This window comes from Alcanivorax sp. NBRC 101098 (assembly GCF_001010505.1).
GTDB lineage: Bacteria > Pseudomonadota > Gammaproteobacteria > Pseudomonadales > Alcanivoracaceae > Alcanivorax > Alcanivorax borkumensis.
Genome location: NZ_AP014613.1, coordinates 1865194 through 1885851 on the forward strand (window position 1 = coordinate 1865194; position 20658 = coordinate 1885851).

18 protein-coding genes are annotated in these 20658 nt (G+C 55.9%); 3 read left to right on the forward strand and 15 right to left on the reverse strand.

Features of this window, described 5'->3' with window-relative positions; translation table 11 throughout:
* Positions 1–198 precede the first annotated feature (198 nt).
* The 6 genes from AS19_RS08455 to AS19_RS08480 form a co-directional block, all read right to left on the reverse strand.
* Positions 199–1650 carry a DegQ family serine endoprotease gene (locus AS19_RS08455; protein WP_082116362.1) on the reverse strand — a complete coding sequence of 484 codons (1452 nt, stop codon included), beginning with the start codon at positions 1648–1650 and terminating at the stop codon, positions 199–201.
* Between the two features lie 40 nt (positions 1651–1690).
* Complete coding sequence (locus AS19_RS08460; protein WP_046961931.1) at positions 1691–2158, reverse strand: SoxR reducing system RseC family protein; 468 nt, start codon at positions 2156–2158, stop codon at positions 1691–1693.
* On the reverse strand, positions 2158–3138 hold the full coding sequence (locus AS19_RS08465; protein ID WP_082116363.1) for a MucB/RseB C-terminal domain-containing protein: 981 nt from the start codon (positions 3136–3138) through the stop codon (positions 2158–2160). Before AS19_RS08465 ends, AS19_RS08460 begins: the two co-directional genes overlap by 1 nt.
* A 3-nt stretch (positions 3139–3141) precedes the next feature.
* Entirely contained in the window at positions 3142–3726 is a 585-nt protein-coding gene (locus AS19_RS08470; RefSeq protein WP_011588919.1) for a sigma-E factor negative regulatory protein, read from the reverse strand.
* 4 nt (positions 3727–3730) lie between these two features.
* Complete coding sequence (gene rpoE / locus AS19_RS08475; protein WP_011588920.1) at positions 3731–4315, reverse strand: RNA polymerase sigma factor RpoE; 585 nt, start codon at positions 4313–4315, stop codon at positions 3731–3733.
* 328 nt (positions 4316–4643) lie between these two features.
* Complete coding sequence (locus AS19_RS08480; protein ID WP_046961932.1) at positions 4644–5918, reverse strand: hypothetical protein; 1275 nt, start codon at positions 5916–5918, stop codon at positions 4644–4646.
* A gap of 266 nt (positions 5919–6184) precedes the next feature.
* Between AS19_RS08480 and nadB the strand changes: the two genes are divergently transcribed.
* Positions 6185–7792: an L-aspartate oxidase gene (nadB, locus tag AS19_RS08485; protein WP_011588922.1), complete on the forward strand. Its 1608-nt coding sequence runs from the start codon at positions 6185–6187 to the stop codon at positions 7790–7792.
* 140 nt (positions 7793–7932) lie between these two features.
* Here the strand turns inward: nadB and AS19_RS08490 are convergent, their stop codons facing one another.
* Both AS19_RS08490 and AS19_RS08495 read right to left on the reverse strand, forming a co-directional pair.
* Positions 7933–8328 (reverse strand): hypothetical protein, encoded by a 396-nt coding sequence (locus tag AS19_RS08490; RefSeq protein ID WP_231860746.1) that lies wholly within the window; start codon positions 8326–8328, stop codon positions 7933–7935.
* Positions 8294–8554 carry a succinate dehydrogenase assembly factor 2 gene (locus AS19_RS08495; RefSeq protein WP_035461147.1) on the reverse strand — a complete coding sequence of 87 codons (261 nt, stop codon included), beginning with the start codon at positions 8552–8554 and terminating at the stop codon, positions 8294–8296. Before AS19_RS08495 ends, AS19_RS08490 begins: the two co-directional genes overlap by 35 nt.
* 150 nt (positions 8555–8704) lie before the next feature.
* Here AS19_RS08495 and AS19_RS08500 point away from each other — a divergent pair, with 150 nt between their 5' ends.
* On the forward strand, positions 8705–9652 hold the full coding sequence (locus AS19_RS08500) for a folate-binding protein YgfZ (RefSeq protein WP_035461145.1): 948 nt from the start codon (positions 8705–8707) through the stop codon (positions 9650–9652).
* 105 nt (positions 9653–9757) lie between these two features.
* On the opposite strand, the gene AS19_RS08505 is transcribed toward AS19_RS08500, so the two are convergent.
* From AS19_RS08505 to recJ, 7 genes are all read right to left on the reverse strand, one after another.
* On the reverse strand, positions 9758–10873 hold the full coding sequence (locus AS19_RS08505; RefSeq protein ID WP_011588926.1) for an enoyl-CoA hydratase/isomerase family protein: 1116 nt from the start codon (positions 10871–10873) through the stop codon (positions 9758–9760).
* A gap of 277 nt (positions 10874–11150) precedes the next feature.
* Positions 11151–11864, reverse strand: a complete 714-nt coding sequence (gene ung / locus AS19_RS08510; protein ID WP_011588927.1) for a uracil-DNA glycosylase — start codon at positions 11862–11864, stop codon at positions 11151–11153.
* Complete coding sequence (locus AS19_RS08515; protein ID WP_011588928.1) at positions 11857–12525, reverse strand: TetR/AcrR family transcriptional regulator; 669 nt, start codon at positions 12523–12525, stop codon at positions 11857–11859. The genes ung and AS19_RS08515 overlap by 8 nt, the downstream gene beginning before the upstream one ends.
* A 100-nt stretch (positions 12526–12625) precedes the next feature.
* Entirely contained in the window at positions 12626–14140 is a 1515-nt protein-coding gene (lysS, locus tag AS19_RS08520) for a lysine--tRNA ligase (protein ID WP_011588929.1), read from the reverse strand.
* A gap of 99 nt (positions 14141–14239) precedes the next feature.
* Positions 14240–15356 (reverse strand): peptide chain release factor 2 gene (gene prfB / locus AS19_RS08525; protein WP_101235026.1). Its coding sequence is split into 2 segments (ribosomal slippage): positions 14240–15283 and positions 15285–15356, totalling 1116 coding nucleotides; the frame shifts between segments, so codons are not numbered across the junction.
* Positions 15357–15667: 311 nt separating this feature from the next.
* Positions 15668–15952, reverse strand: a complete 285-nt coding sequence (locus tag AS19_RS08530; RefSeq protein WP_011588931.1) for a hypothetical protein — start codon at positions 15950–15952, stop codon at positions 15668–15670.
* 351 nt (positions 15953–16303) lie between these two features.
* Complete coding sequence (gene recJ, locus AS19_RS08535; RefSeq protein ID WP_011588932.1) at positions 16304–18028, reverse strand: single-stranded-DNA-specific exonuclease RecJ; 1725 nt, start codon at positions 18026–18028, stop codon at positions 16304–16306.
* Positions 18029–18491: 463 nt separating this feature from the next.
* On the opposite strand from recJ, the gene fadB reads away from it, so the two are divergent.
* Positions 18492–20639: a fatty acid oxidation complex subunit alpha FadB gene (gene fadB / locus AS19_RS08540; protein WP_046961934.1), complete on the forward strand. Its 2148-nt coding sequence runs from the start codon at positions 18492–18494 to the stop codon at positions 20637–20639.
* The last annotated feature ends 19 nt before the right edge of the window (positions 20640–20658 follow it).

The following is a 20658-nucleotide window of genomic DNA, read 5'->3' on the forward strand; positions in this document are numbered from 1 at the left end:
CCGGCCTTCCCTGCCCCAGATTCTTAAACCCGAGTGACAGAAAGAGCCGTCCTGCTGCCCGACCCTGCGCCGGACAACACACCGTGATACTCAAAACGACAAACAATGGGCCGCGATTCTAGCGGATATCGGGGGGGAGTTGCACGGCGCACCGTCCAGTGCGCCGAAAAACCCTACAGCGGGGCCCAAATAAAGGGGCTATGGCAGCTTAAGTGCCAAGAAGCGAGGGGTGCCATCACGATTAACCAATGCCGCCACGGTACCGTCTTCCGGCAAATTCGCCGCAGCCTCAGCTAAATCAGCCGCGCTATTGATCTGAGAGCCCTGCAGCGTGACCAGAATATCGCCTACCTGCAGCCCCGCCTTACGGGCCGGCCCCTCTGTAACCTGAGTAATCACCACACCGGCCTTCAAACCCAGGTGGCTCAATTCCGACGCCGAAGCCTTCCGCACGGTCAACCCCAACTTGGCACCCGCAGCATTTTCACCCTTCTGGGCACCACTGCTTAAGGCCATTTCCGGATTATCCGGCAACAACCCGATCGTTACCGACAAGGTCTTCTCTTCACCATCACGGATGACCACCATATCCACGTCCGATTCCGGCCTCACCCGGCCCACCCAACGGGGCAACTCAGAAGAGCGATAAATCGTTTCACCATTAAACCGAATGATCACATCACCAGGCTCCACCCCGGCAGCTTCAGCCGGAGAGCCCTCTAGCACCTGAGACACTAGCGCGCCACGGGGTGAATCTAAGCCAAACGATTGCGCCAGATCCCGGTCCACTTCCTGAATTAATACACCTAACCAGCCGCGGCTAACTTTGCCGCCATCTTTCAACTGGTTGACCACATCCATGGCCATATCCACCGGAATGGCAAAACTCACGCCCATATAGCCACCGGAACGGCTGAATATCTGCGAATTGATACCAACCACTTCACCGCTCAGGTTAAACAACGGCCCCCCACTGTTACCCGGGTTAATCGCTACATCGGTTTGAATAAAAGGCACGTAGCTATCACTGGGCAAACTGCGGCCCTTGGCACTGACAATCCCTGCGGTAACGCTGCTGTCGAAACCGAATGGAGCACCAATGGCCAATACCCATTCGCCCACTTTCAGGTCAGCGGAGGAGCCGATATTTACCACCGGCAAATCCCCTTCATCTACTTTCAACAATGCCAGATCGCTGCGCTCATCTGCCCCCACCAACGTGGCAGGCAATTCGCGGCGATCTTGCAGGCGCACCATAATTTCGTCCGCTTCCGCCACCACATGGTTATTGGTCAGCACATAACCATCAGCAGAAATAATGAACCCGGAGCCCAGCGAACGGGTGTCCCCCTGCTCTGGCAGCGACGGCATTTCACCCTCACCGCCAAACTGTTCAAAAAAATGTTTGAAAAACTCAGGTAACTGTTTGAGTTGATCTGTAGCAGACGATGCATCTCGGTGAGTAACGGTGCTGATATTAACCACCGCCGGGCCTTCCTTCTCGACCAGCCGGGTGAAATCAGGCAGGCCTGTGACAAGCGGTTCTCCGCGGGTAGAGGACGATTCAGAAGAGGGGTCGGAGCAAGCTGTCAGTACAGCGCTCAAGATGACAAGCCACACTGCTGCGAAACGACGATATCCTCGTTCCATTGAAGTCTCCTTTTATCAGGCGGCCTTTTTCATGGCCTCACTATTGCGATGCGGGCTGAATCACCACGGCCTGGCAGTCCGCAGCAGGAACGACCCGTGGCTGATATGCTTGAGTATGCCCGGCCCGGCGGCTCATAACACGGTTGATCGCGAAACCGAGAAACAGGCCCCCCATGCCCAGTACAGCCGAAGCATCAACCATCTCAATGGGCAACGCCGATCCCAGCAACGCGCCGGCAAACAGCAATACTAACGGCAAGCCGTACACCCACAGCGCACCGCGCATCAGTGCGCCCTCTGGTAAGGCCACATTTACGGTATCGCCAACCTGGTGAGAATCTTGAGAAGGAACGCGCAAACGAGCGCGCTGACCGGACTGCTGTTCATTAATGAGGTGATGCCCGCAACCGGCCTTTGCCTTGCAGGCACCGCAAGTGGAAGCGCGCACAGTTTCCACCCAAATAGCCCCAGGCTCCACCGCCACAACAATCCCCTGCTCTTCCAACATCAGAGCTGACTATCTCGCACACGGATACCTTCGATTACCCGTTCTGCTGTACTTTGCGGCACCTCACCCACCAGGGTGACCAAGTAGGCCCCGCTGGGCGCGGTGAGGCGGCGGCTGACTGCCACCGTCGGGCCGACACGACTCACGCCTTCTTCCACGGAGCCACCGTCCACCGCTTCTACAAAAACGGTGAAAGCGGCTAAGCCGTCACTGTAACCTTGTGCCGCCACCGGCTCGCGATCGGAACCGCTCTGCCGCCAATCTTGATCCACAGAGGTAAAGCCCGGCGGCATCCATTGCGCTTCCACAGACAACCGGTGAGAGGGGTGAGAGTCCTCTAGTGGCTTCAGGTCGCTTTCTTTCACGGTTTCAGGGATCGAAAAATCTTGTTCGGTAAGCGGGGCCGCTAATGTCAGAGACACAAATTCCACCCGCTCAAGCGCCACCCCGCTGCCATCAACTATTTCGGATTTCAGCAACAGGCTACTGTCGTTATCCAGCCACAACCGATAACCATAGCGATGGGTATCCAGCGGCGCGACACGCATGCGTGTGGTCGCTCGGCCCGCAACACGACCATCGCCATCCACAAGTATGTTGTACTGGGCGGGCACATCGCGGGCGATACGATCACCCAACGCCAACGGCCCTGAGTGCTTACGGTTGATGCGGGTAAGCGTGCCATTGGGGTGTAGGCATACCACCTCATCACCGCGGCGCAGCACCTCGACTAGACGACCATCAAGGTGGGTCAGTCGTTGAAACTCGCGGCCACCGATCACCGCGTGGCTCACTTCCATGGTGCTCACTTCCGCACCAAACTGATAAAGAAAACGACCGGTGTAATTGAGGGATCGATTAGCCTGGGCCATCGATTGGAGCTGGTCCTGCGCTGGGGAAGTATTCGCCAACGCCACTTCAGACAGCGCCATCACCGGCGAGCAGAGGGTCAGAGAGAAAGCAAGAACTCGCAACATCATCCGTTAGCGAGCCCCGTGGCGGGCATCCATGCTGACCAAGCGAGCGAAAGGCATCATCCCTTGGCCACTATGGCGCGCTGCGAAATCACTGTGACGCAACAGCATGTTGTTCACGCGAGGCTGGGCTGCCGGCACCGCCGAAGCAGGCACGACCACTGCATTGTTACTCGCCATGAATGCCTGAGACACTAGCGAGGTCTCGCCGAATGGCCGGCTTACGCGGTTATCCGCAGCAGCCGCCATCACTGGCGCAGCCGTACCATTCGCCGCCTGACTACCTTCCCAGGTCTGCCAACCAACCACCGTGGCCGCCGCCACAGAGGCGGCTACTGCCAAGCGCGCCATGCCACCGAGCCATGCAGGGCGCTGCACAGGCAAAGCCTCATCCGCCAACGCGGCAGACAAGCGGGCATTAAAGTCCGCCGGCACGGCCATGGTCGGCTGGTGGTGCATAACATCACGGGCCAACTGCCAGCGCGCCAGCGTATCCAGATCGCCATCGTCAATATCGCGCATTACACGACGGGCTTCCAGCTCGCTGGTTTCATCGTCGAGAAACGCAGACAACGCTTCCAAATCCCTGTTCATACTCTCACCCTTTATCGCCGCGCTGTGAGCCCAAAAGCGGGCGGACAGCTGTGTCAATTGCTTCCCTGGCCCGAAAAATCCGAGACCGAACTGTACCCACCGGGCATTCCATGACGACCGCTATATCCTCGTAGCTTAGGCCCTCGAATTCACGCAGGGTCACCGCCGTCTTTAATTCCTGAGGCAGCTCATTAATTGCTGCATGGATTACCGCCTCCAGTTCCTCTGACAACACGAGGGACTCCGGGGTTCCAATCTCGTGCAGCATTTCTGCACCGGCATACTGCTCGGCTTCAGCAGCATCCAGGTCAGAGCCCGGTGGCCGCCGGCTGGCAGACACCAAATGATTCTTAGCGGTATTGACCGCAATACGATAAAGCCAGGTATAAAAGGCGCTGTCTCCACGGAATCGGGGCAGCGCGCGCCAAGCCTTGATAAAGGCTTCTTGGGCAACATCCTGAACCTCGTCCTGGTCACGCACATAACGGCTAATCAACGCAAAAAGGCGCTGCTGATACTTTCGCACCAACACCTCGAATGCACGCTGATCGCCAGCTTTGGCTTTCTTGACCAACTCTTCGTCTGACACCGATCCCCCGGATCTATCGCGAAACGCGTAAAGTAACCATGACTACCTGACGATCAAGCAGCCTGTAAAACGCGCCATTGTAGCAGCTGCCTGAGCGGCGGCTACAATAGGAACGCGATTTCGCCACCTTTTCACATTGCTTGAACAATTAAAGGGGTGACGCAGGGGCGACAAGACAACCGGTTATAGGACAGAATCGGACACAGGAACCCACAGATGGTTCCTGTGAAACTGCATATTGGACACACTCAGGGCAAAATGCCGGGAAAACAGGCACGCTCACACAGCCCAGCCAGGCCCCAGTGAGCTCCACCAGAACGCTCTAGTATTAGAAAATAGAACAGCCAGAGCCGCCGAATTTCTTCTTAACCTGGGCCATGCACCCTCGCGTCAACAAGCCGAAAGGATCACCGGGCATATTTTCACAGACTTTCTTAGCGGCATATGCCTTAGAGCATTCAGCAGCAGTGGCTTCAAGTGCGTTACTCGCCACTGGAAGCCCCGCCGCCTGATCACCCGGGGCAGCACCTGCTAACAAGCCCACAGGCACAGTCTCAGGTGCTGATTTCGGTTCACTCGCGCTGATCATCGCCACGACCACGTCCACCGGCAGCCCTTCCTTAACCAACCAACTCGACTCCTCCGGAGTGAAGACGGCATAAGGCTTGCCCGCGGCTTTAATGCTGGCGGCCATAGCCGGAGCTGAGCGCTTGCGATAGGTCTCCTTAAGCACATCCATTACGCGTAAATCCGCCGGCCCCATAAAAAACAGGCGCTCATTACCGTGAATGTCACCCGTAAAGTCAGGGTGTTTCTCAACGATCGCAGCATAATGCTTGAGGCGCTGACTACGGCTCTGGCCAGCCAACACCGCTGCCAAGCGCGCAGAAACCAGCGGCCGGTAAAATTTAAGCGACGGGTTATCAAGGGCAGCGGCAAGCGTATCTACATCTTTTGTTTTTTTGAGCGACTGGTAAAGAGACTCTTCGACAGCAATATTACGCACCAGCTTTTCTTCATGGGAAAAAGCTGAAGCATACCAAGCTGCATCAGTAAGTTTTTGTGTGCCGCGTAATTTACCTAGTGGAAACCAGCTCATGAAAACCGTGCCGCGATAGTGGGCGTTAGCACTGTAAACCAGCTCACCTTCTGAGCGCATTTCAATGGTCGTCTCGAACTGCTGAGGCGCCACCATAGGAATCAAACAAAGGCTGAACGTACAACCCAACGTGCTAAAGACGACCGTAGCAATTGTGCCAACACTATTTTCGGGAGGCTGGCGCGTTACCGTAATATCCAGCGGCGGCATCCCGCCATCATGCAACCAATAATCTGCGACCTGAGCCAATTCATCATTCGCACTACTTTTTGGCTTTGCGTTCAGTGATTCCTGAAATTTGTCGCTGGCCCATGGGTAAGCATCGTAAGAGGTCTTGCCTTTACTGTAGGGGATAATCGGGTCATTCGGGTTAGTGTTAAAGTGATCGATCGTTTGCTGCGTAATCGGCGTACCCTGTTCAGTATAATAATTCGCAGACATGCAGCCACTCAAACCCGCGACAAGCACCAGCCCCCCGGCCAGATGCATCGATATTTTTTTCATTGTCTTCCCCAGACAGTATTAGTCGGCCGTCTTAATCCGCCACAGGCATTCCTCTTCACCTGTTGCCCATCAGACGAACACTCTCACCCAAATTACGATAGAAATCGCATCGCAATATAGCCACAGGCCATAGGCTACACATCACCCAAATGGGGGATCCGCTGATAAAAACGTCATTAGCAGGGGGAGCAATCGCCGCTATACTGGCCGCCTGAGACCCCTAAGCCTGCGAAATCGACCAGCTGCTAACGAATAAAGGATGCTCCATGGCTACCTATCGACACGATGTACTCATTATCGGCTCCGGCGCCGCAGGCCTTACGGCCGCACTTCGCCTGCCTGATGAGTGTCAGGTTGCCCTGCTCTCCAAAGGAGAGCTCACCAGCGCTAGCACCTACTACGCCCAGGGCGGAGTGGCCGCGGTGCTAGACCAAGAAGACTCACTGGAAAGTCATGTGGCCGATACCCATGTGGCTGGCGCCGGGCTATGCCAGGATGATGCGGTACGCTTTACCGTGGAAAATGGCCCCGACGCCATTCGCTGGTTGATTGATCTAGGCGTGGACTTCACCCGTTTCGATAGCGGTGATGGCAGTAAATTGCCCTACCACTTAACCCGTGAAGGCGGGCATAGCCATCGGCGCATCATTCACGCCGCCGATGCCACCGGCAAAGCCATCTCCGGCACACTGATCGAACAAGTCTGCAAAAAAGAAAACGTGATCCGCTTTGAGCACCGGGTGGCGGTGGACCTGATCGTACAGGAACACGACGGACCGCAAGGCAAAGAAAAACGTTGCTGTGGCGCCTACGTACACAACATTCAAACCGGCGAAACCGACGTTATTCTCGCCCGCTCCGTGGTACTGGCCACCGGCGGGGCCTCCAAAGTGTACCTCTACACATCCAACCCGGATGTGGCCACCGGCGATGGCATTGCCATGGCCTGGCGAGCCGGCTGTCGGGTCGCGAATATGGAATTCATGCAGTTCCACCCCACCTGCCTCTATCACCCCAAGGCAAAAAGCTTCCTCGTCACCGAGGCCATCCGCGGCGAAGGCGGGCACCTGCTACTCCCCAATGGCGAACGCTTCATGAACCGCTTTGATGAGCGCGGCGAGTTAGCCCCCCGGGATGTGGTTGCCCGCGCCATTGACCATGAAATGAAACGGCTGGGCGCGGATTGTCTCTACCTTGATATCAGCCACAAACCCGCAGACTTCATTATCGAGCACTTCCCCACCGTATACGCCAAATGCCTGCAGCTGGGGCTGGATATCACCCGCGACCCCATTCCGGTGGTCCCTGCGGCTCATTACACCTGCGGCGGCGTGATGATTAACAAGCATGGACAAACCGATGTGCCTGGCCTCTATGCCATTGGCGAAACCAGTTTTACCGGTTTACACGGAGCCAACCGCATGGCTAGCAATTCATTGCTGGAGTGCTTTGTGTACGGCAAAGCCACCGCCGACCATATTCGCGCCCACCTGGATAAAATTCCCACGCCAAGAGACGACAACGAATGGGATGAATCGCAGGTTACCGACTCGGATGAAGACGTGGTGATCAGCCACAACTGGGACGAGCTGCGTCGCTTCATGTGGGACTACGTGGGCATCGTGAGAACGGAAAAACGGTTGGAGAGAGCCCTGCACCGCGCCGAGCTACTAAAGAGCGAAATCGCCGAGTATTACAGCAACTACCACATCAGCAACGACCTACTGGAGCTACGTAATCTGGTGGTCATCGCCGAACTGATTATTCGCTCTGCCATGCAACGCAAAGAGAGCCGCGGCTTGCATTACATGCGCGATTTCCCAGCAACGAATGAAGAAACCGGAAATACGATCCTAACACCGGGGACGTTTTGACTGGCATAGAATCAAGCCGGGTTACGGGTAAGGACGGAGCCACACGATGACCGTCCTGCACGAGCGATTCAATTGAACGTTCAACGTTGAAAAAAAGCCGGGGAACATCCCGGCTTTCCCTTCCAATGTTGTAGCGTGCGCTAGCCCCGCTGACGCTTAACCCAAAACCACTGATAAAAAGGCTGTAACTCGGCAACGGGCGCTTGGTCAGCAAACACATGCAGCCACCCCTTCGGCGTTTGCATTGCCAACCAAGGGCCATGGCGAATAACACGCAGGGGGCGCTCCATGACTTGCTTATGCCGGCCGATGAGCGTCACCCCTTGCGCATCCAGCTCTAGCGCCTCCGGCTGAGGCAAACGCCAGCTCCTCATTAAAATAGGCAGCACACCAAGCAACACCAGCATGGCCCAAGCCGGTAATTGCGACAAGACTATGGCCGCCGCTGCCAGCAATGCCGCCAACCACCGTAAACGCGCAGGATAGCGCGAAGCGGCCAGCTTAACCTTTCTTCGCGGAGACCAACCCGAGGACATGGCTCACATACTCATTTAACTGCGGATCTGCAGGCTCACTGCGGTAGGTGAACCACTCGAACATGTCCGCATCTTCACAGGCAAGCAAGGTGGCAAACTGTACTTGGCGCTCCACCGGCTCCGCATCAAAGTGATTATCCAGATAGCCATACAGCACCACCTCCACTTCTGACGCACCCCGACGGCACTGCCAACGATATTTCCGCTTCAGGTCTTCATTACTCATTCAGCACTACCCTGATCAAACACTCCGGCGTCTTTCGACAATTAACCCATACAGCTTTCAGGCTGTGCGCGCATTATCTATCATGCCTGATGATTTCTCGACTCCCCCGGAGTCCCACGCCACGTTACACGTTAGGATAACAGGAGCCCCATGAGCTGGTCCGAGTTTATTGCCGCCCAACCCCTGGCAGATCACGCCCCCACGGATAACGCCCCCACATTAAGCCACTGCGATCACTTGGCTATTATCCGCGCTCATGGCGAGGAAGCCGGCCATTACCTGCAAGGTCAGCTGTCCTGCGACCTGCGCGAAGTGGATAACGGAGGGCACCTCACCGGCATGCATCTGAGCCTGAAAGGCCGTGGCCTGGTCAGCGTACGCATTGTTCGCGACGGTAACGACTACCTGATGCTCTGCCCAGCCGGGCAAAGCGAAGCGGTAATCAAATCATTAATGAAATACCGCCTGCGCGCCAAAGTGGAATTTCAAGTGGACAACCAGGCCGTAATTCTGGGGCTTTCAGGCGCATTGCCCGGCGCCCTTCCCGAACCTGGGCAAAGCACCCGCAACGATCAAGGCCTGTGGCTACGCTACCCCAACACCGATCACGCACTGCTGATTACCCACACAGAGCAAGCGGAAGCCGTATGGGCGGCACAGGCTCAGGAACGCACAGCCCTCAACGGCAACGGCTGGCGGCTGGCCGACATCGACGCCGGCGAAGGCATGGTCTACCCGGGCGCAGAAGATCTATTCCTGCCTCAGGTTCTTAACTACGACGTCACCGCCGGGGTGAACTTTAAGAAAGGCTGCTACACAGGCCAGGAAGTAGTTGCACGCATGCACTTCAAGGGCAAGCTCAAGCAACGCATGCAACGGGTCGATTACACCGCCGATATGGACCTGACACCCGGTGAAACGCTACGCGACAGCAACGGCAAAGCCGCCGGTGAAGTGGTCAGCAGTGCCCGCACCCCTGCCGGGCACAGTGCCCTCGTGGTACTGCGCCGCAACACCGATGGTGTATTGTTCAAAGACGCTGAGCCGCTCAACAGCCAGCTCGGCACTCTACCCTATACCTTGCCCTGGAAAGATTAAGCCCCACGGAGCCCACACGCGCCCGTAGGCCGAATTAGCCCCAAGTCTTTCCACATAAAAAAAGGCGCCGAAGCGCCTTTTTTTATGTGTCTTTCTAGCCCCTACTCAAGCCTTACCCAAATCCGCCAGTGGGTGCTTTGGCGCCGGGCAGCGGAAGAAACCCTCGATGTACTCTTTTGGCACCGACGCCACATCACGATGCCGGAAGCTGGGTTTGCCGTCCTTGTCGATTAACAAAGCTCGCACCCCTTCGCGAAAATCACCGTGTAGTGAACATTGCACCGCCAAGCACCACTCCATCCTAAACACCTCTGCCAGGTCGTAATAAGTGGAACGATCCAGTTGCTCCCACACCAGATGAGCCGTTTGCGGGCAACCTCGCTCAAGGTTACCCAGTGCCTTGTCCAGCCAACGGTCACGTTCTTTCACGCTCAGCAGCTGCTCAGTGACAACGGTAATGTCCTCGCCATCGCACAAACGGTTAATTAATGGCATATGGTCAATCAACGGGTGCGGCAGATCACTCATGTCCACCGCCTGCTGTTTGAACAAGCGATAGATCACCGCGCGATTTTCCGCTTCGGTATCCGCATAATTCTGCTCGGCCAGCGCGTCCAGCAGGCTGTCCGCATCCGCCTCTACCATGCGATCAGCCATGCCAATTTCCACAGCTTCACGACCGTTGATGTGAACCCCAGTAAGGCCAAGGAACAAGCCCACCCTTCCAGGCAAACGATTCAGGAACCAGCTGCCACCCACATCGGGGAACAGGCCGATGGTAATTTCCGGCATGGCCATGCGCGAGCGTGGCGTTACCAAACGGAAATCCGCACTCTGCAGCAGCCCCATGCCACCGCCCATAACAATGCCATCACCAAAGACGATCACCGGAATCGCACTCGTATGCAGACGATAATCCAACACATATTCCGCTGCGAAATACTCTTCGGTAACCGGGTTTCGGCCTTCACCGGCATGTTTCACCATGGATTTATGCATCTGCACGATATCACCACCCGCACAGAGCGCCTTGTCGCCAGCCCCATCCAGCCAGATCGCCACAATATCGGAACGCTGCTCCCAAGCATCCAGCTTCTCGCTCAACAGCGTGATCATTTCCAAGCTCAGCGCATTCAGGGATTTGGGGGCATTCAACGTCGCGCGGGCAATAACACGGCCGCAACGGGTTTCGATTTCGGAAAACAACACGCAGTCAGACACAACAACTCCTTGGTCTCAATTCGGCAAAGATGGTACCGCGGTGGGCGGCAAGCTCCAAGCTGGAAACGGGCAAAAGGCCATGCAGATTATGAATGCCTTACTCCGCGCTGCAAGCTAGCAGGTAGTGAGGCAAGCGATGTTCACACCGAAAGGTCGCTACGGGAAGATTGGTGATGTGAGCCGCGGCCAACAAAGCAGCTTACTCGTGGGTACAACGCCGTTAGTTGTTCTGTGGCCGCAGATCCCAATTCGCCTTGTAGTGGGCGGCTTGCCTTTATTATTCTGGCACGGACCAATCAATAGCGGTTTCACCGTGCTGGAGCAAATATTGATTGGCACGGGAAAAGTGACCACAGCCGAGAAAACCTCGGTAAGCCGACAGTGGAGACGGATGTGGAGCGCTTAGCACACAGTGTTTTTCGCGGTCGATCAGGCGGCCTTTTTTCTGAGCATGACTGCCCCACAATAAAAACACTAACCCCTCACGTTCGCGGTTTAAGTGCTCAATGGCCTGATCGGTAAACGTTTCCCACCCTTGCTTCTGGTGAGAGCCAGCCTGGCCCGCTTCCACGGTGAGCACCGCGTTAAGCAGCAAAACACCCTGCTCTGCCCAATAGGTCAAGTTGCCATGGGTAGGAATATCAAAACCCAGGTCTCGGTGAATTTCCTTGTAGATATTCATCAGTGATGGCGGAGTCTTTACGCCATGCTGAACGGAAAAACACAGACCATGGGCTTGGTTGGGGCCGTGGTAAGGGTCCTGTCCCAGGATGACCACTTTCACACAGTCAAAGGGCGTCAAGTTGAAGGCGTTAAAAATATCTGGCCCCGGCGGGAAAACCGTTTTTCCTTCACGCTTCTGTTGCGCTAAAAAATGGCGCAACTGCGCCATATAGTCCCGTTGAAACTCCCCCTCAAGGTGCTGTTTCCAGCCCGGCTCCAACGGCACAACTTTGCTGTCAGGGGTGTTCACGGCATAGGCATTAACCATGGGGGATCACTTTCTCCATCAAGTTGTGCATCCGTTTCTCCGCAAACGCCTGGGAGACTTTTTCCGGGTGCACCAACAAACGCTGCTCAATGGTCAGGAAGGTAGAGAAGATTAACTCCCCATCCAGCTTGGGGTGTTTACAACCAAACAGCTCACACGCCATGGCCAAGGTTTCCACATGCTGGGCCAAATACATATCAGCCATTTCCCGCAGCCGCGGATCCAGAACGGCTTCCTGAATAAACGCCTGCTCAGCCACAATATGATCACGACGATTTTGCAACTCATCAACGATGAAAGCGCCCATCATCTGAGCAAGCAGCTGCACCAACCGCCCACGTTCTTGCGGGTTTTTCAGGCTGTCGCGGGAAAACTGCGACATCAACCCGAACGCCTGCTCTTTAAAGGGTTCAACCACCTCCTTTATTGCTCGTTCTGCGAACAATGCGAAGGTGTCAGCGATCAAATCAGAGAGATCTTTAAAGTAATAGGTTGTCGCAGAAAGCGGAACGCCCGCTTCACGGGCAACCGAACGGTGGCGAACCGCCCGGATACCATCGCGCACAATAATATTCAACGAGGCCTCAAGAATAGCCTGTCGACGCTGCTCGCTACCCGTTCGGCGGGTTTTCCTTCCCTGGTACTGAATTTCAGTTGTCATGGATACAGCCAGCCTGTGTTATCACACCCTAAATTGTATCACTCTCCCTGCGACGCTCCTGCAACACAACGGGCAAAAATGACGCCCGAAAATACCGTTCTTACCGGCCCTGGGGCCGCATATGCGGAAACAGAATAACGTCACGAATGGACGGTGCATCGGTAAACAACATTACCAGACGATCGATGCCGATGCCCTCACCAGCGGTCGGTGGCAGGCCATGCTCAAGCGCGACCACATAATCTTCATCGTAGAACATGGCTTCGTCGTCACCTGCGGCTTTTTCTTCCACCTGCTGACGGAAACGCTCGGCTTGGTCTTCCGCATCATTCAACTCGGAGAAGCCGTTGGCAATTTCACGACCACCCACAAAAAATTCAAACCGCTCTGTCACAAAGGGGTTATCGTCCATGCGACGCGCCAGCGGCGAAACCTCGGTGGGATACTCGGTAATAAAGGTGGGATCTTTCAGGCGGTGTTCCACCGTCTTCTCAAAAATCTCGATCTGCACCTTACCCAAGCCGTAACCGTCTTTAAGCGGAATCCCCAAGCCGGTGGCGATCTCTCGAGCGCCCTCAATATCTGCCAATTTGGCGGCATCAATATCAGGATTAAAATGCAAAATGGAATCGAACACCGTCATGCGGGTAAAAGGTTTGCCAAAATCAAACACATCGCCCTGGTAAGCCACATCCGTGCTGCCCAACACCGTCTCGGCCAAGGTGCGCAGCATTTCTTCGGTCAGGTTCATCAGGTCGTGGTAATCACCAAACGCTTGGTAAAATTCCAGCATGGTGAATTCCGGGTTATGCCGGGTCGAGAGCCCTTCATTGCGGAAGTTACGGTTAATCTCGAACACTTTTTCGAAACCGCCGACCACCAACCGCTTCAAGTACAGTTCCGGCGCAATGCGCAAGTACATGTCCATGTCTAAGCTATTGTGGTGAGTAATAAACGGACGTGCAGTCGCGCCGCCTGGAATCACCTGCAGCATGGGTGTTTCCGCTTCCACGAAATCTTTTTGTACCAGAAAGTTGCGAATCCCGGCCACAATTTTGGCGCGGATCTGGAACGTCTTTCGAGTGTCCTCGTTAACGATCAAGTCCACATAACGCTGGCGGTACCTGGCTTCGGTATCAGTGAGCCCCTTATGCTTTTCGGGCAGCGGGCGCAGGGATTTGGTGAGCAAAAAATACTCATCCATCATCACATACAGGTCGCCCTTACCGGATTTGCACAGCGTGCCACGCACCCCAATGATGTCGCCCAGATCCCAGCTCTTGGTTTCTTTACGCACATCGCGGGTTTCGTCCTTGGGCGCGAAAATCTGAATGCGCCCGGACATGTCCTGTAGCACCTTAAAGGCTTTGCGATCCAGCATCATACGGCCGGCTACCGCCACCTGAATATTTTTCTCTTCCAGCTCTTCCTTGGTGAATTCGCCATACTGCGCCTGCAAATCGGCGGCAAGGGAATCCCTACGAAAATGATTGGGAAACGGGTTACCGCCTTCGCGTAACTCGGCCAACTTGGCACGACGTTCTGCAATCAGACGGTTTTCAGCAGCGGCCTGCTGCGAGGCGTCGACATTCTGTGTGGTGTTGTCTTGGCTCATAACTCAGTGCTTCCGGTAAAGCGCCAGGCGCCGCAGGCTTAACGCCTGACGCTTTGGAGTTAGCGTCAAGCGGCAAGCGTCAGGCACCCAGCGTATCAATCACAATCCCGCTTTTAGGGACGCTTCAATAAAGGGATCCAGGGCACCATCCAGTACCGCCTGGGTATTACGGTTTTCCACCCCTGTGCGCAAATCTTTAATGCGCGCATCATCGAGAACATAAGAGCGAATTTGGCTGCCCCAACCGATGTCAGCCTTGCTGTTTTCCAAGGCTTGCTTCTCGGCATTACGCCGCTGCATTTCCAGCTCATAGACCTTAGCCTGCATCATCTTCATGGCCTTGTCTTTGTTCTGGTGCTGGCTTCGCTCGCTCTGGCACTGGGTGACTACGGTATGCTCAGTGCCCCCATCATCCTTAAAGAGATAGGTCAGGCGCACCGCAGAATCGGTCCGGTTAACGTGCTGACCACCCGCGCCGGACGCCCGGTAAGTATCCACCCGCATATTGCCCAAATCGATTTCAATATCGATGTCGTCATCTACCTCAGGAGACACAAACACGGAACTGAATGAGGTATGGCGGCGGCCACCAGAATCGAAAGGGCTTTTACGCACTAGCCGATGCACGCCGGTTTCAGTGCGCAACCAGCCGTAAGCATAATCACCTTCAAAGCGCACTGTGGCAGATTTGATACCCGCCACATCACCGGCGGAAGCTTCCACCAGCTCTGTTTTAAAACCGTGGGCTTCGCCCCAACGCAGGTACATGCGTAACATCATCTCTGCCCAATCTTGGGCCTCGGTGCCACCGGAACCGGATTGAATATCCAAGTAGGCACTGCAGGGGTCCATCTGGCCGGAGAACATGCGACGAAATTCCAGATCCGCCACCATCTTTTCCAGATCTCGCAGATCGCTTTCCACTTCTGAGAGAGTATCTTCGTCGCCCTCTTCCACCACCAGGTCCAACAAGGCGGAGGTGTCCTCCAAGCCCTGGCTAGCGTCGTCGATGGTTTTCACCACCCCCTCCAACTGAGAGCGCTCCTTACCCAATGCCTGAGCATAGGGCGGATCATTCCAGACATCGGGGCTTTCGAGCTCGCGCTCGACTTCAGTCAGGCGTTCACTCTTTTGAACGTAGTCAAAGATACCCCCTGAGCGCTTCGACACGCTCGGCGAGGTCGGAAAGGTGGGTTCGCAGCGGATTGACTTCCATTACGTCTCTCTGAAATTGCAGAAATAGGCGCCAAGCCGGATTGGTGCTCGGCAAACGGCGAAGTTTAACGGTTTGCGGGGGAACTGACGAGGGGCGAGCAACCTCCCCCCTGGCCACGCGCTAAGGCTGGATAACGCAACCCCCAACGAAGACAGATTTACCACAAAGTACACAGTAATCGCCTACGAAAAGGAGGCTCTCTTTGTGCACTTCTCTGTGTACTCTGCGCGCGCGGTGATGAACAGGCTTTTTAGTCAGCCTTTTATTGCACCAGTCGCGACGTTATTCAGTGCTTGCTGCGGCAATACCGATCAATCTTTCAGCTCGTAAACGTGGTACGCCGCCGGTTTCATATTATCGATGGTCGTGCCAATGTAGCTGGCGTTTTTCGGAATGCCAGAACCGGTGTTGAATACCTTGAAGCGACGAACTTCTTTCGGCGTGTCTATCACCGTATCCGCGTCCACTTCCACCCACATGAAAATCACGGCTTCCTGCGGAACGTAATCCACCCGCAGTACCTTTCCTTCTTGCGGCAGACGGATGTCCTGCACGTCAGTGTTGATATTAAGCCGATGCTTGTGAATCGTTTTCATTTGAGCCCCTCCGTTAAGGACACACCACAGCGGTAGCGATAGCCACGCCACAAAGTCGTTGTAGCACGGCCTTTTGGGCCGCACACCAAAGAAATAAGGGCACCCAGTATTGAGCGCAATGGGCAATCCTAGCAAAAACCACGCGCCCCGACAGCCATTGTCGACAATTTAGCCGGGAGACGACAGGGGAGGCCCTGAGGGGGTCGCAGCATGATGCGGTTTCGATTTGTGGGCCCAATGTTGGATTACGCCTTTCAGGCTAATTCAACCTAAAAACCACGGGGGGAGTCTGGTTTTAGTAGGTCAGCTTAGGCGTAGCCGTAATTCGACATTCCCACCCCATCGGGGCGATCAAAGCGGGATCAAATGCTCGAACAGCAACTGAGGATTACGCTGCCCCCGGAACTCATTGACCTCCAACCGGTAAACCCCACGCACCTTGCTAATGCGGCTGGGCAACGCTTCCACGGCCACATTGAAATGAATAGCATCAATCACCCCACTGATCCCTGGCAGGCCGAGGGTCAATTTTAGGTGGCGCTCGCCAACAATGCGGTGCTTGAGCACTTCGAATTCGCCATCGAAACTGGGCGCAGGGAAACCTTGGCCCCAAGGAAAGCGGTGGCTGAGTAGTTCTGCATTGGTCAACGACAGCTCGTGATCGTCCAGCTCGCCATCGGTTTCTACAATGCGCTCCAGCGCTTTCGGCGACAGCAGCTCCCCCACCGCTTTTTCAAACGCGGCTTTGAAGTCTTCCAGCTTGTCCAGCTCCAGCGACAACCCCGCCGCCATGGCGTGGCCACCAAATTTACTCAGCAAGCCCGGGTTAGCCGTGGCCACCGCATCCAACGCATCGCGCAGGTGCAAACCGGGAATCGAACGGCCCGAACCCTTGAGTTGCCCACGTTGCTGCGCCGGGGCAAAAGCAATCACCGGCCGGTGAATGGCTTCTTTCACCCGCGAGGCAAGAATGCCCACCACCCCTTCGTGCCACTCCTTTCCATACAGGCACAGGCCTGCGGGCAGGTTATCCGCATCCAGACGGGCCACCTCTTCCATGGCCGCATCACGCATACCATGCTCAATGGAGCGACGCTCACGGTTGATGGTGTCCAAATCCTGGGCCATCTCGGTGGCCTCGGCATCGGTTTGTGCCAACAGACAGGCGATGCCTTGAGTCATGTCGGTGAGCCGCCCCGCAGCATTCAGCCGTGGGCCGACCGCAAAACCCATGTCCGCCGCCAACACGCGGTTAGGATCACGCCCGGCCACCTGTAACAAGGCGCGAATTCCTGGGCAGCCTTTACCGGCGCGAATCCGCCGTAAGCCCTGCTCCACCAATACCCGGTTGGCGTCATCCAACACCACCACATCCGCCACCGTACCCAGTGCCACCAGATCCAACAGGTCGGTTATTGGCGCGCTGGCGGCAACGCCCTGCTCGCGCAGTGCCCGCTGCAAATCCATTAATAAATAAAACGCTACCCCGACCCCGGCCAAATTGGTGGCAGGAAAATCTTCACAACCGGGCAGGCGCGGGTTCACCAATGCGTCCGCCTCCGGCAGCGTTTCGCCGGGCAAGTGGTGATCGGTAATCAACACCCGCATGCCTTGGGCCCGTGCGGCCGCGACGCCATCCACACTGGCGATACCGTTATCCACGGTGATAATCAGGTCCGGGTCGTACAGCTCTTTGGCCAGATCAACAATAGCCGGCGACAGGCCATAGCCATACTCAAACCGGTCCGGCACTAGAAAATCCGGGCGCGCATAGCCCAGCCGCTCCAGGCCACGCACCATCAAGGTGGTAGCGGTGGCGCCATCCGCGTCGTAGTCACCGACAATACAAATGCGCCACTGCTCAGTTCGCCCTTGTAAAAGCAACGCCACAGCCCCACGCAACCCTGTGAAGCGTTCAGGATGTGGCAGGCGTTTGAGTCCCAGATCCAGCAACGCCGGATCGGTGACCCCCCGCCCGGCCAAAATCCGCGCCAGCATGGGCGGCACATCTGGCCAATCTGGCGTGTACTGCGGGCGACGGGTGATCTTGGGCAAGCGAGGAGTGTCGATGGGCATGAACGTGCTCGGTAGTAGCGGATTTCTGGCCAGATTGGATATTCGTCATGCTCGCAGGGTGCCCCAGCCATCAGCGGCACGGTGAGGCGTGGAGCGAGCGATGATTTGTGGGCACCAATGCCTGTACTAAATACCTGTACTATAAATGCCCCAATGGGCAGAGGCGGCACCCGCCCTGCAGTCTGCCACGGCACCGCCCGAACAGCACGAACACATGGAGTAAATGATCAAATTTTCGCCATACAGCACCTCCCAATGGCTATCACGACTAAATAGTCACAAATTAGGGCTAAAAAAGTCATCCCGCTTCCCTATACTTGCGGGCCTACGAGTTTCGTCGCTTATGTAAGCAAACACTCACATGAATGCCATATAAACGACGCGCCCACCCCGAATTTCGGGGCCTGGGGCACACCAAAGCGGTCATTTAAACCGCGTACTTTGGGACTGGAGAGCAGAAGCTATGATCTATCAAGGCAACGCCGTAAGCGTACAACTGCTTGACGACGGCATCGCCGAACTGAAGTTTGACCTTCAGGGCGAGTCCGTTAACAAGTTCAATCAGGAAACCGTGGAAGACCTCGGTAAGGCTGTGGAAGCTGTTAAAACGAACAGCGACATCAAAGGCCTAATCGTGACTTCCGGCAAAGGGGTTTTCATTGTTGGCGCCGACATCACCGAATTCACCGACATGTTCAAACTGCCGGAAGATGAAATCGCCAGCTGGTGTCTGAAATCTAACGAAGTCTTCAACGCCCTTGAAGATCTCGACATTCCCAAAGTGGCGGCCGTTAATGGCATCGCCTTGGGTGGTGGCTTAGAACTGTGTCTGGCCGCAGATTTCCGCGTACTGAGCGAAAAAGCTCAGGTCGGTCTGCCGGAAGTAAAACTGGGCTTGTACCCGGGCTTCGGCGGCACCGTGCGCCTGCCCCGCGTCATTGGTGTAGATAATGCCGTTGAGTGGATCGCCGCTGGCGGTCAGCACAAAGCGGACAAAGCGCTGAGCGTAGGTGTAGCCGACGCGGTCGTTGCCCACGACGAACTGCAGAACGCGGCCATCGATCTGGTCAAGCAATGCCTAGCCGGCAAAATCGATTTCCGCGCCAAGCGTGCCGAGAAACTGGAGCCGCTGAAACTGCCACCCATGGAAAACATGATGGCCTTCCAGACTTGCACCGCCATGGTGATGGGCCAGGCAGGCAAGAACTACCCGGCCCCGGTAGCCGCCGTAAACGCCATGCAAAAGCATGCTGGCATGAACCGCAAAGAAGCACAGGAAGTGGAAGCCAAAGGCTTCGCCAAAGTGGCCAAGTCTCCGCAAGCCACCTGCATGGTTGGGCTGTTCCTGGCAGACCAGCAAGTGAAAAAGGTCAACGGCAAAACCGCTAAAGCCTCCAAAGAGATCAATCAGGCCGCCGTACTGGGCGCAGGCATCATGGGCGGCGGTATCGCCTTCCAGTCTGCCTCTAAAGGCACGCCGATCATCATGAAGGACATCGCCGACAAAGCGCTGGACCTGGGCATGAGCGAAGCCAGCAAACTGCTGACCAAGCGTGTTGATCGCAAGAAAATGAAGCCCGCCAAAATGGCGCAGGTTTTGTCCTCTATCCGTCCGACCCTGAACTACGGCGACTTCGCCAACGTGAACGTGGTGGTTGAGGCGGTAGTTGAGAACCAGAAGGTCAAGCAGTCCGTATTGGCGGAAGTGGAAGATAAGGTAACCGAGGGCACCGTGCTGGCCTCCAACACCTCCACCATTTCCATCACCAAACTGGCTGAAGCCCTAAAGCGTCCGCAAGACTTCGCCGGCATGCACTTCTTCAACCCGGTACACATGATGCCGCTGGTGGAAGTAATCCGTGGCGAAAAGACCTCCGACGAAACCGTTGGCACCCTGGTGGCCTACGCTCAGAAAATGGGCAAAACCCCCATCGTGGTTAACGACTGCCCCGGCTTCCTGGTTAACCGTGTACTGTTCCCCTACTTCGGCGGCTTCGGCATGCTGATGCGCGACGGTGCCGACTTCCAGGCGGTCGACAAAGTGATGCAGAAGTTCGGCTGGCCTATGGGCCCGGCGTACCTGATGGACGTGGTTGGCATCGACACCGGTGTTCACGCGGCTGAGGTAATGGCTGAAGGCTACCCCGAGCGCATGCAGTACGACTTCAAAGATGCGTCCACTGTGATGTTCGAAAACGATCGTTACGGCCAGAAAAACGGCGTCGGTTTCTACAAGTACGAGCTGGACAAGAAAGGCAAAACCAAAAAGGTTGTCGACGAGTCCACCTACGAACTCATCAAGCAGCACGTGGCTGACAGCAAGGAATTCGATGCGGAAGAAATCATCGCCCGCATGATGATCCCCATGTGCACCGAAACCGTTCGCTGCCTGGAAGACAACATCGTAGGTTCCGCTGCCGAGGCCGACATGGCCATGATCTACGGCATCGGCTTCCCTCCCTTCCGTGGCGGTCCGCTGCGTTACATCGACAGTGTTGGCGTTAAAGAATTCGTCGCGCTGTGTGACAAGTACGCGCACCTGGGTGGCATCTACGAAGCACCGCAGATGCTCAAAGACATGGCCGCCAAGGGCGAGTCTTTCTTCGCCTAAGCCACGGACAAGCAGGAGT

Excerpts from the sequence above, each read along its gene's own strand:
- AS19_RS08470 (WP_011588919.1), bottom strand. The coding sequence starts at position 3,726 with ATGAACAGGGATTTGGAAGCGTTGTCTGCGTTTCTCGACGATGAAACC.
- AS19_RS08480 (WP_046961932.1), bottom strand. The coding sequence starts at position 5,918 with ATGAAAAAAATATCGATGCATCTGGCCGGGGGGCTGGTGCTTGTCGCG.
- AS19_RS08515 (WP_011588928.1), bottom strand. The coding sequence starts at position 12,525 with ATGACAACTGAAATTCAGTACCAGGGAAGGAAAACCCGCCGAACGGGT.
- ung (WP_011588927.1), bottom strand. The coding sequence starts at position 11,864 with ATGGTTAATGCCTATGCCGTGAACACCCCTGACAGCAAAGTTGTGCCG.
- AS19_RS08490 (WP_231860746.1), bottom strand. The coding sequence starts at position 8,328 with ATGTCCTCGGGTTGGTCTCCGCGAAGAAAGGTTAAGCTGGCCGCTTCG.
- AS19_RS08465 (WP_082116363.1), bottom strand. The coding sequence starts at position 3,138 with ATGATGTTGCGAGTTCTTGCTTTCTCTCTGACCCTCTGCTCGCCGGTG.
- nadB (WP_011588922.1), top strand. The coding sequence starts at position 6,185 with ATGGCTACCTATCGACACGATGTACTCATTATCGGCTCCGGCGCCGCA.
- AS19_RS08460 (WP_046961931.1), bottom strand. The coding sequence starts at position 2,158 with ATGTTGGAAGAGCAGGGGATTGTTGTGGCGGTGGAGCCTGGGGCTATT.
- AS19_RS08455 (WP_082116362.1), bottom strand. The coding sequence starts at position 1,650 with ATGGAACGAGGATATCGTCGTTTCGCAGCAGTGTGGCTTGTCATCTTG.
- lysS (WP_011588929.1), bottom strand. The coding sequence starts at position 14,140 with ATGAGCCAAGACAACACCACACAGAATGTCGACGCCTCGCAGCAGGCC.
- AS19_RS08500 (WP_035461145.1), top strand. The coding sequence starts at position 8,705 with ATGAGCTGGTCCGAGTTTATTGCCGCCCAACCCCTGGCAGATCACGCC.
- recJ (WP_011588932.1), bottom strand. The coding sequence starts at position 18,028 with ATGCCCATCGACACTCCTCGCTTGCCCAAGATCACCCGTCGCCCGCAG.
- AS19_RS08530 (WP_011588931.1), bottom strand. The coding sequence starts at position 15,952 with ATGAAAACGATTCACAAGCATCGGCTTAATATCAACACTGACGTGCAG.
- AS19_RS08495 (WP_035461147.1), bottom strand. The coding sequence starts at position 8,554 with ATGAGTAATGAAGACCTGAAGCGGAAATATCGTTGGCAGTGCCGTCGG.
- fadB (WP_046961934.1), top strand. The coding sequence starts at position 18,492 with ATGATCTATCAAGGCAACGCCGTAAGCGTACAACTGCTTGACGACGGC.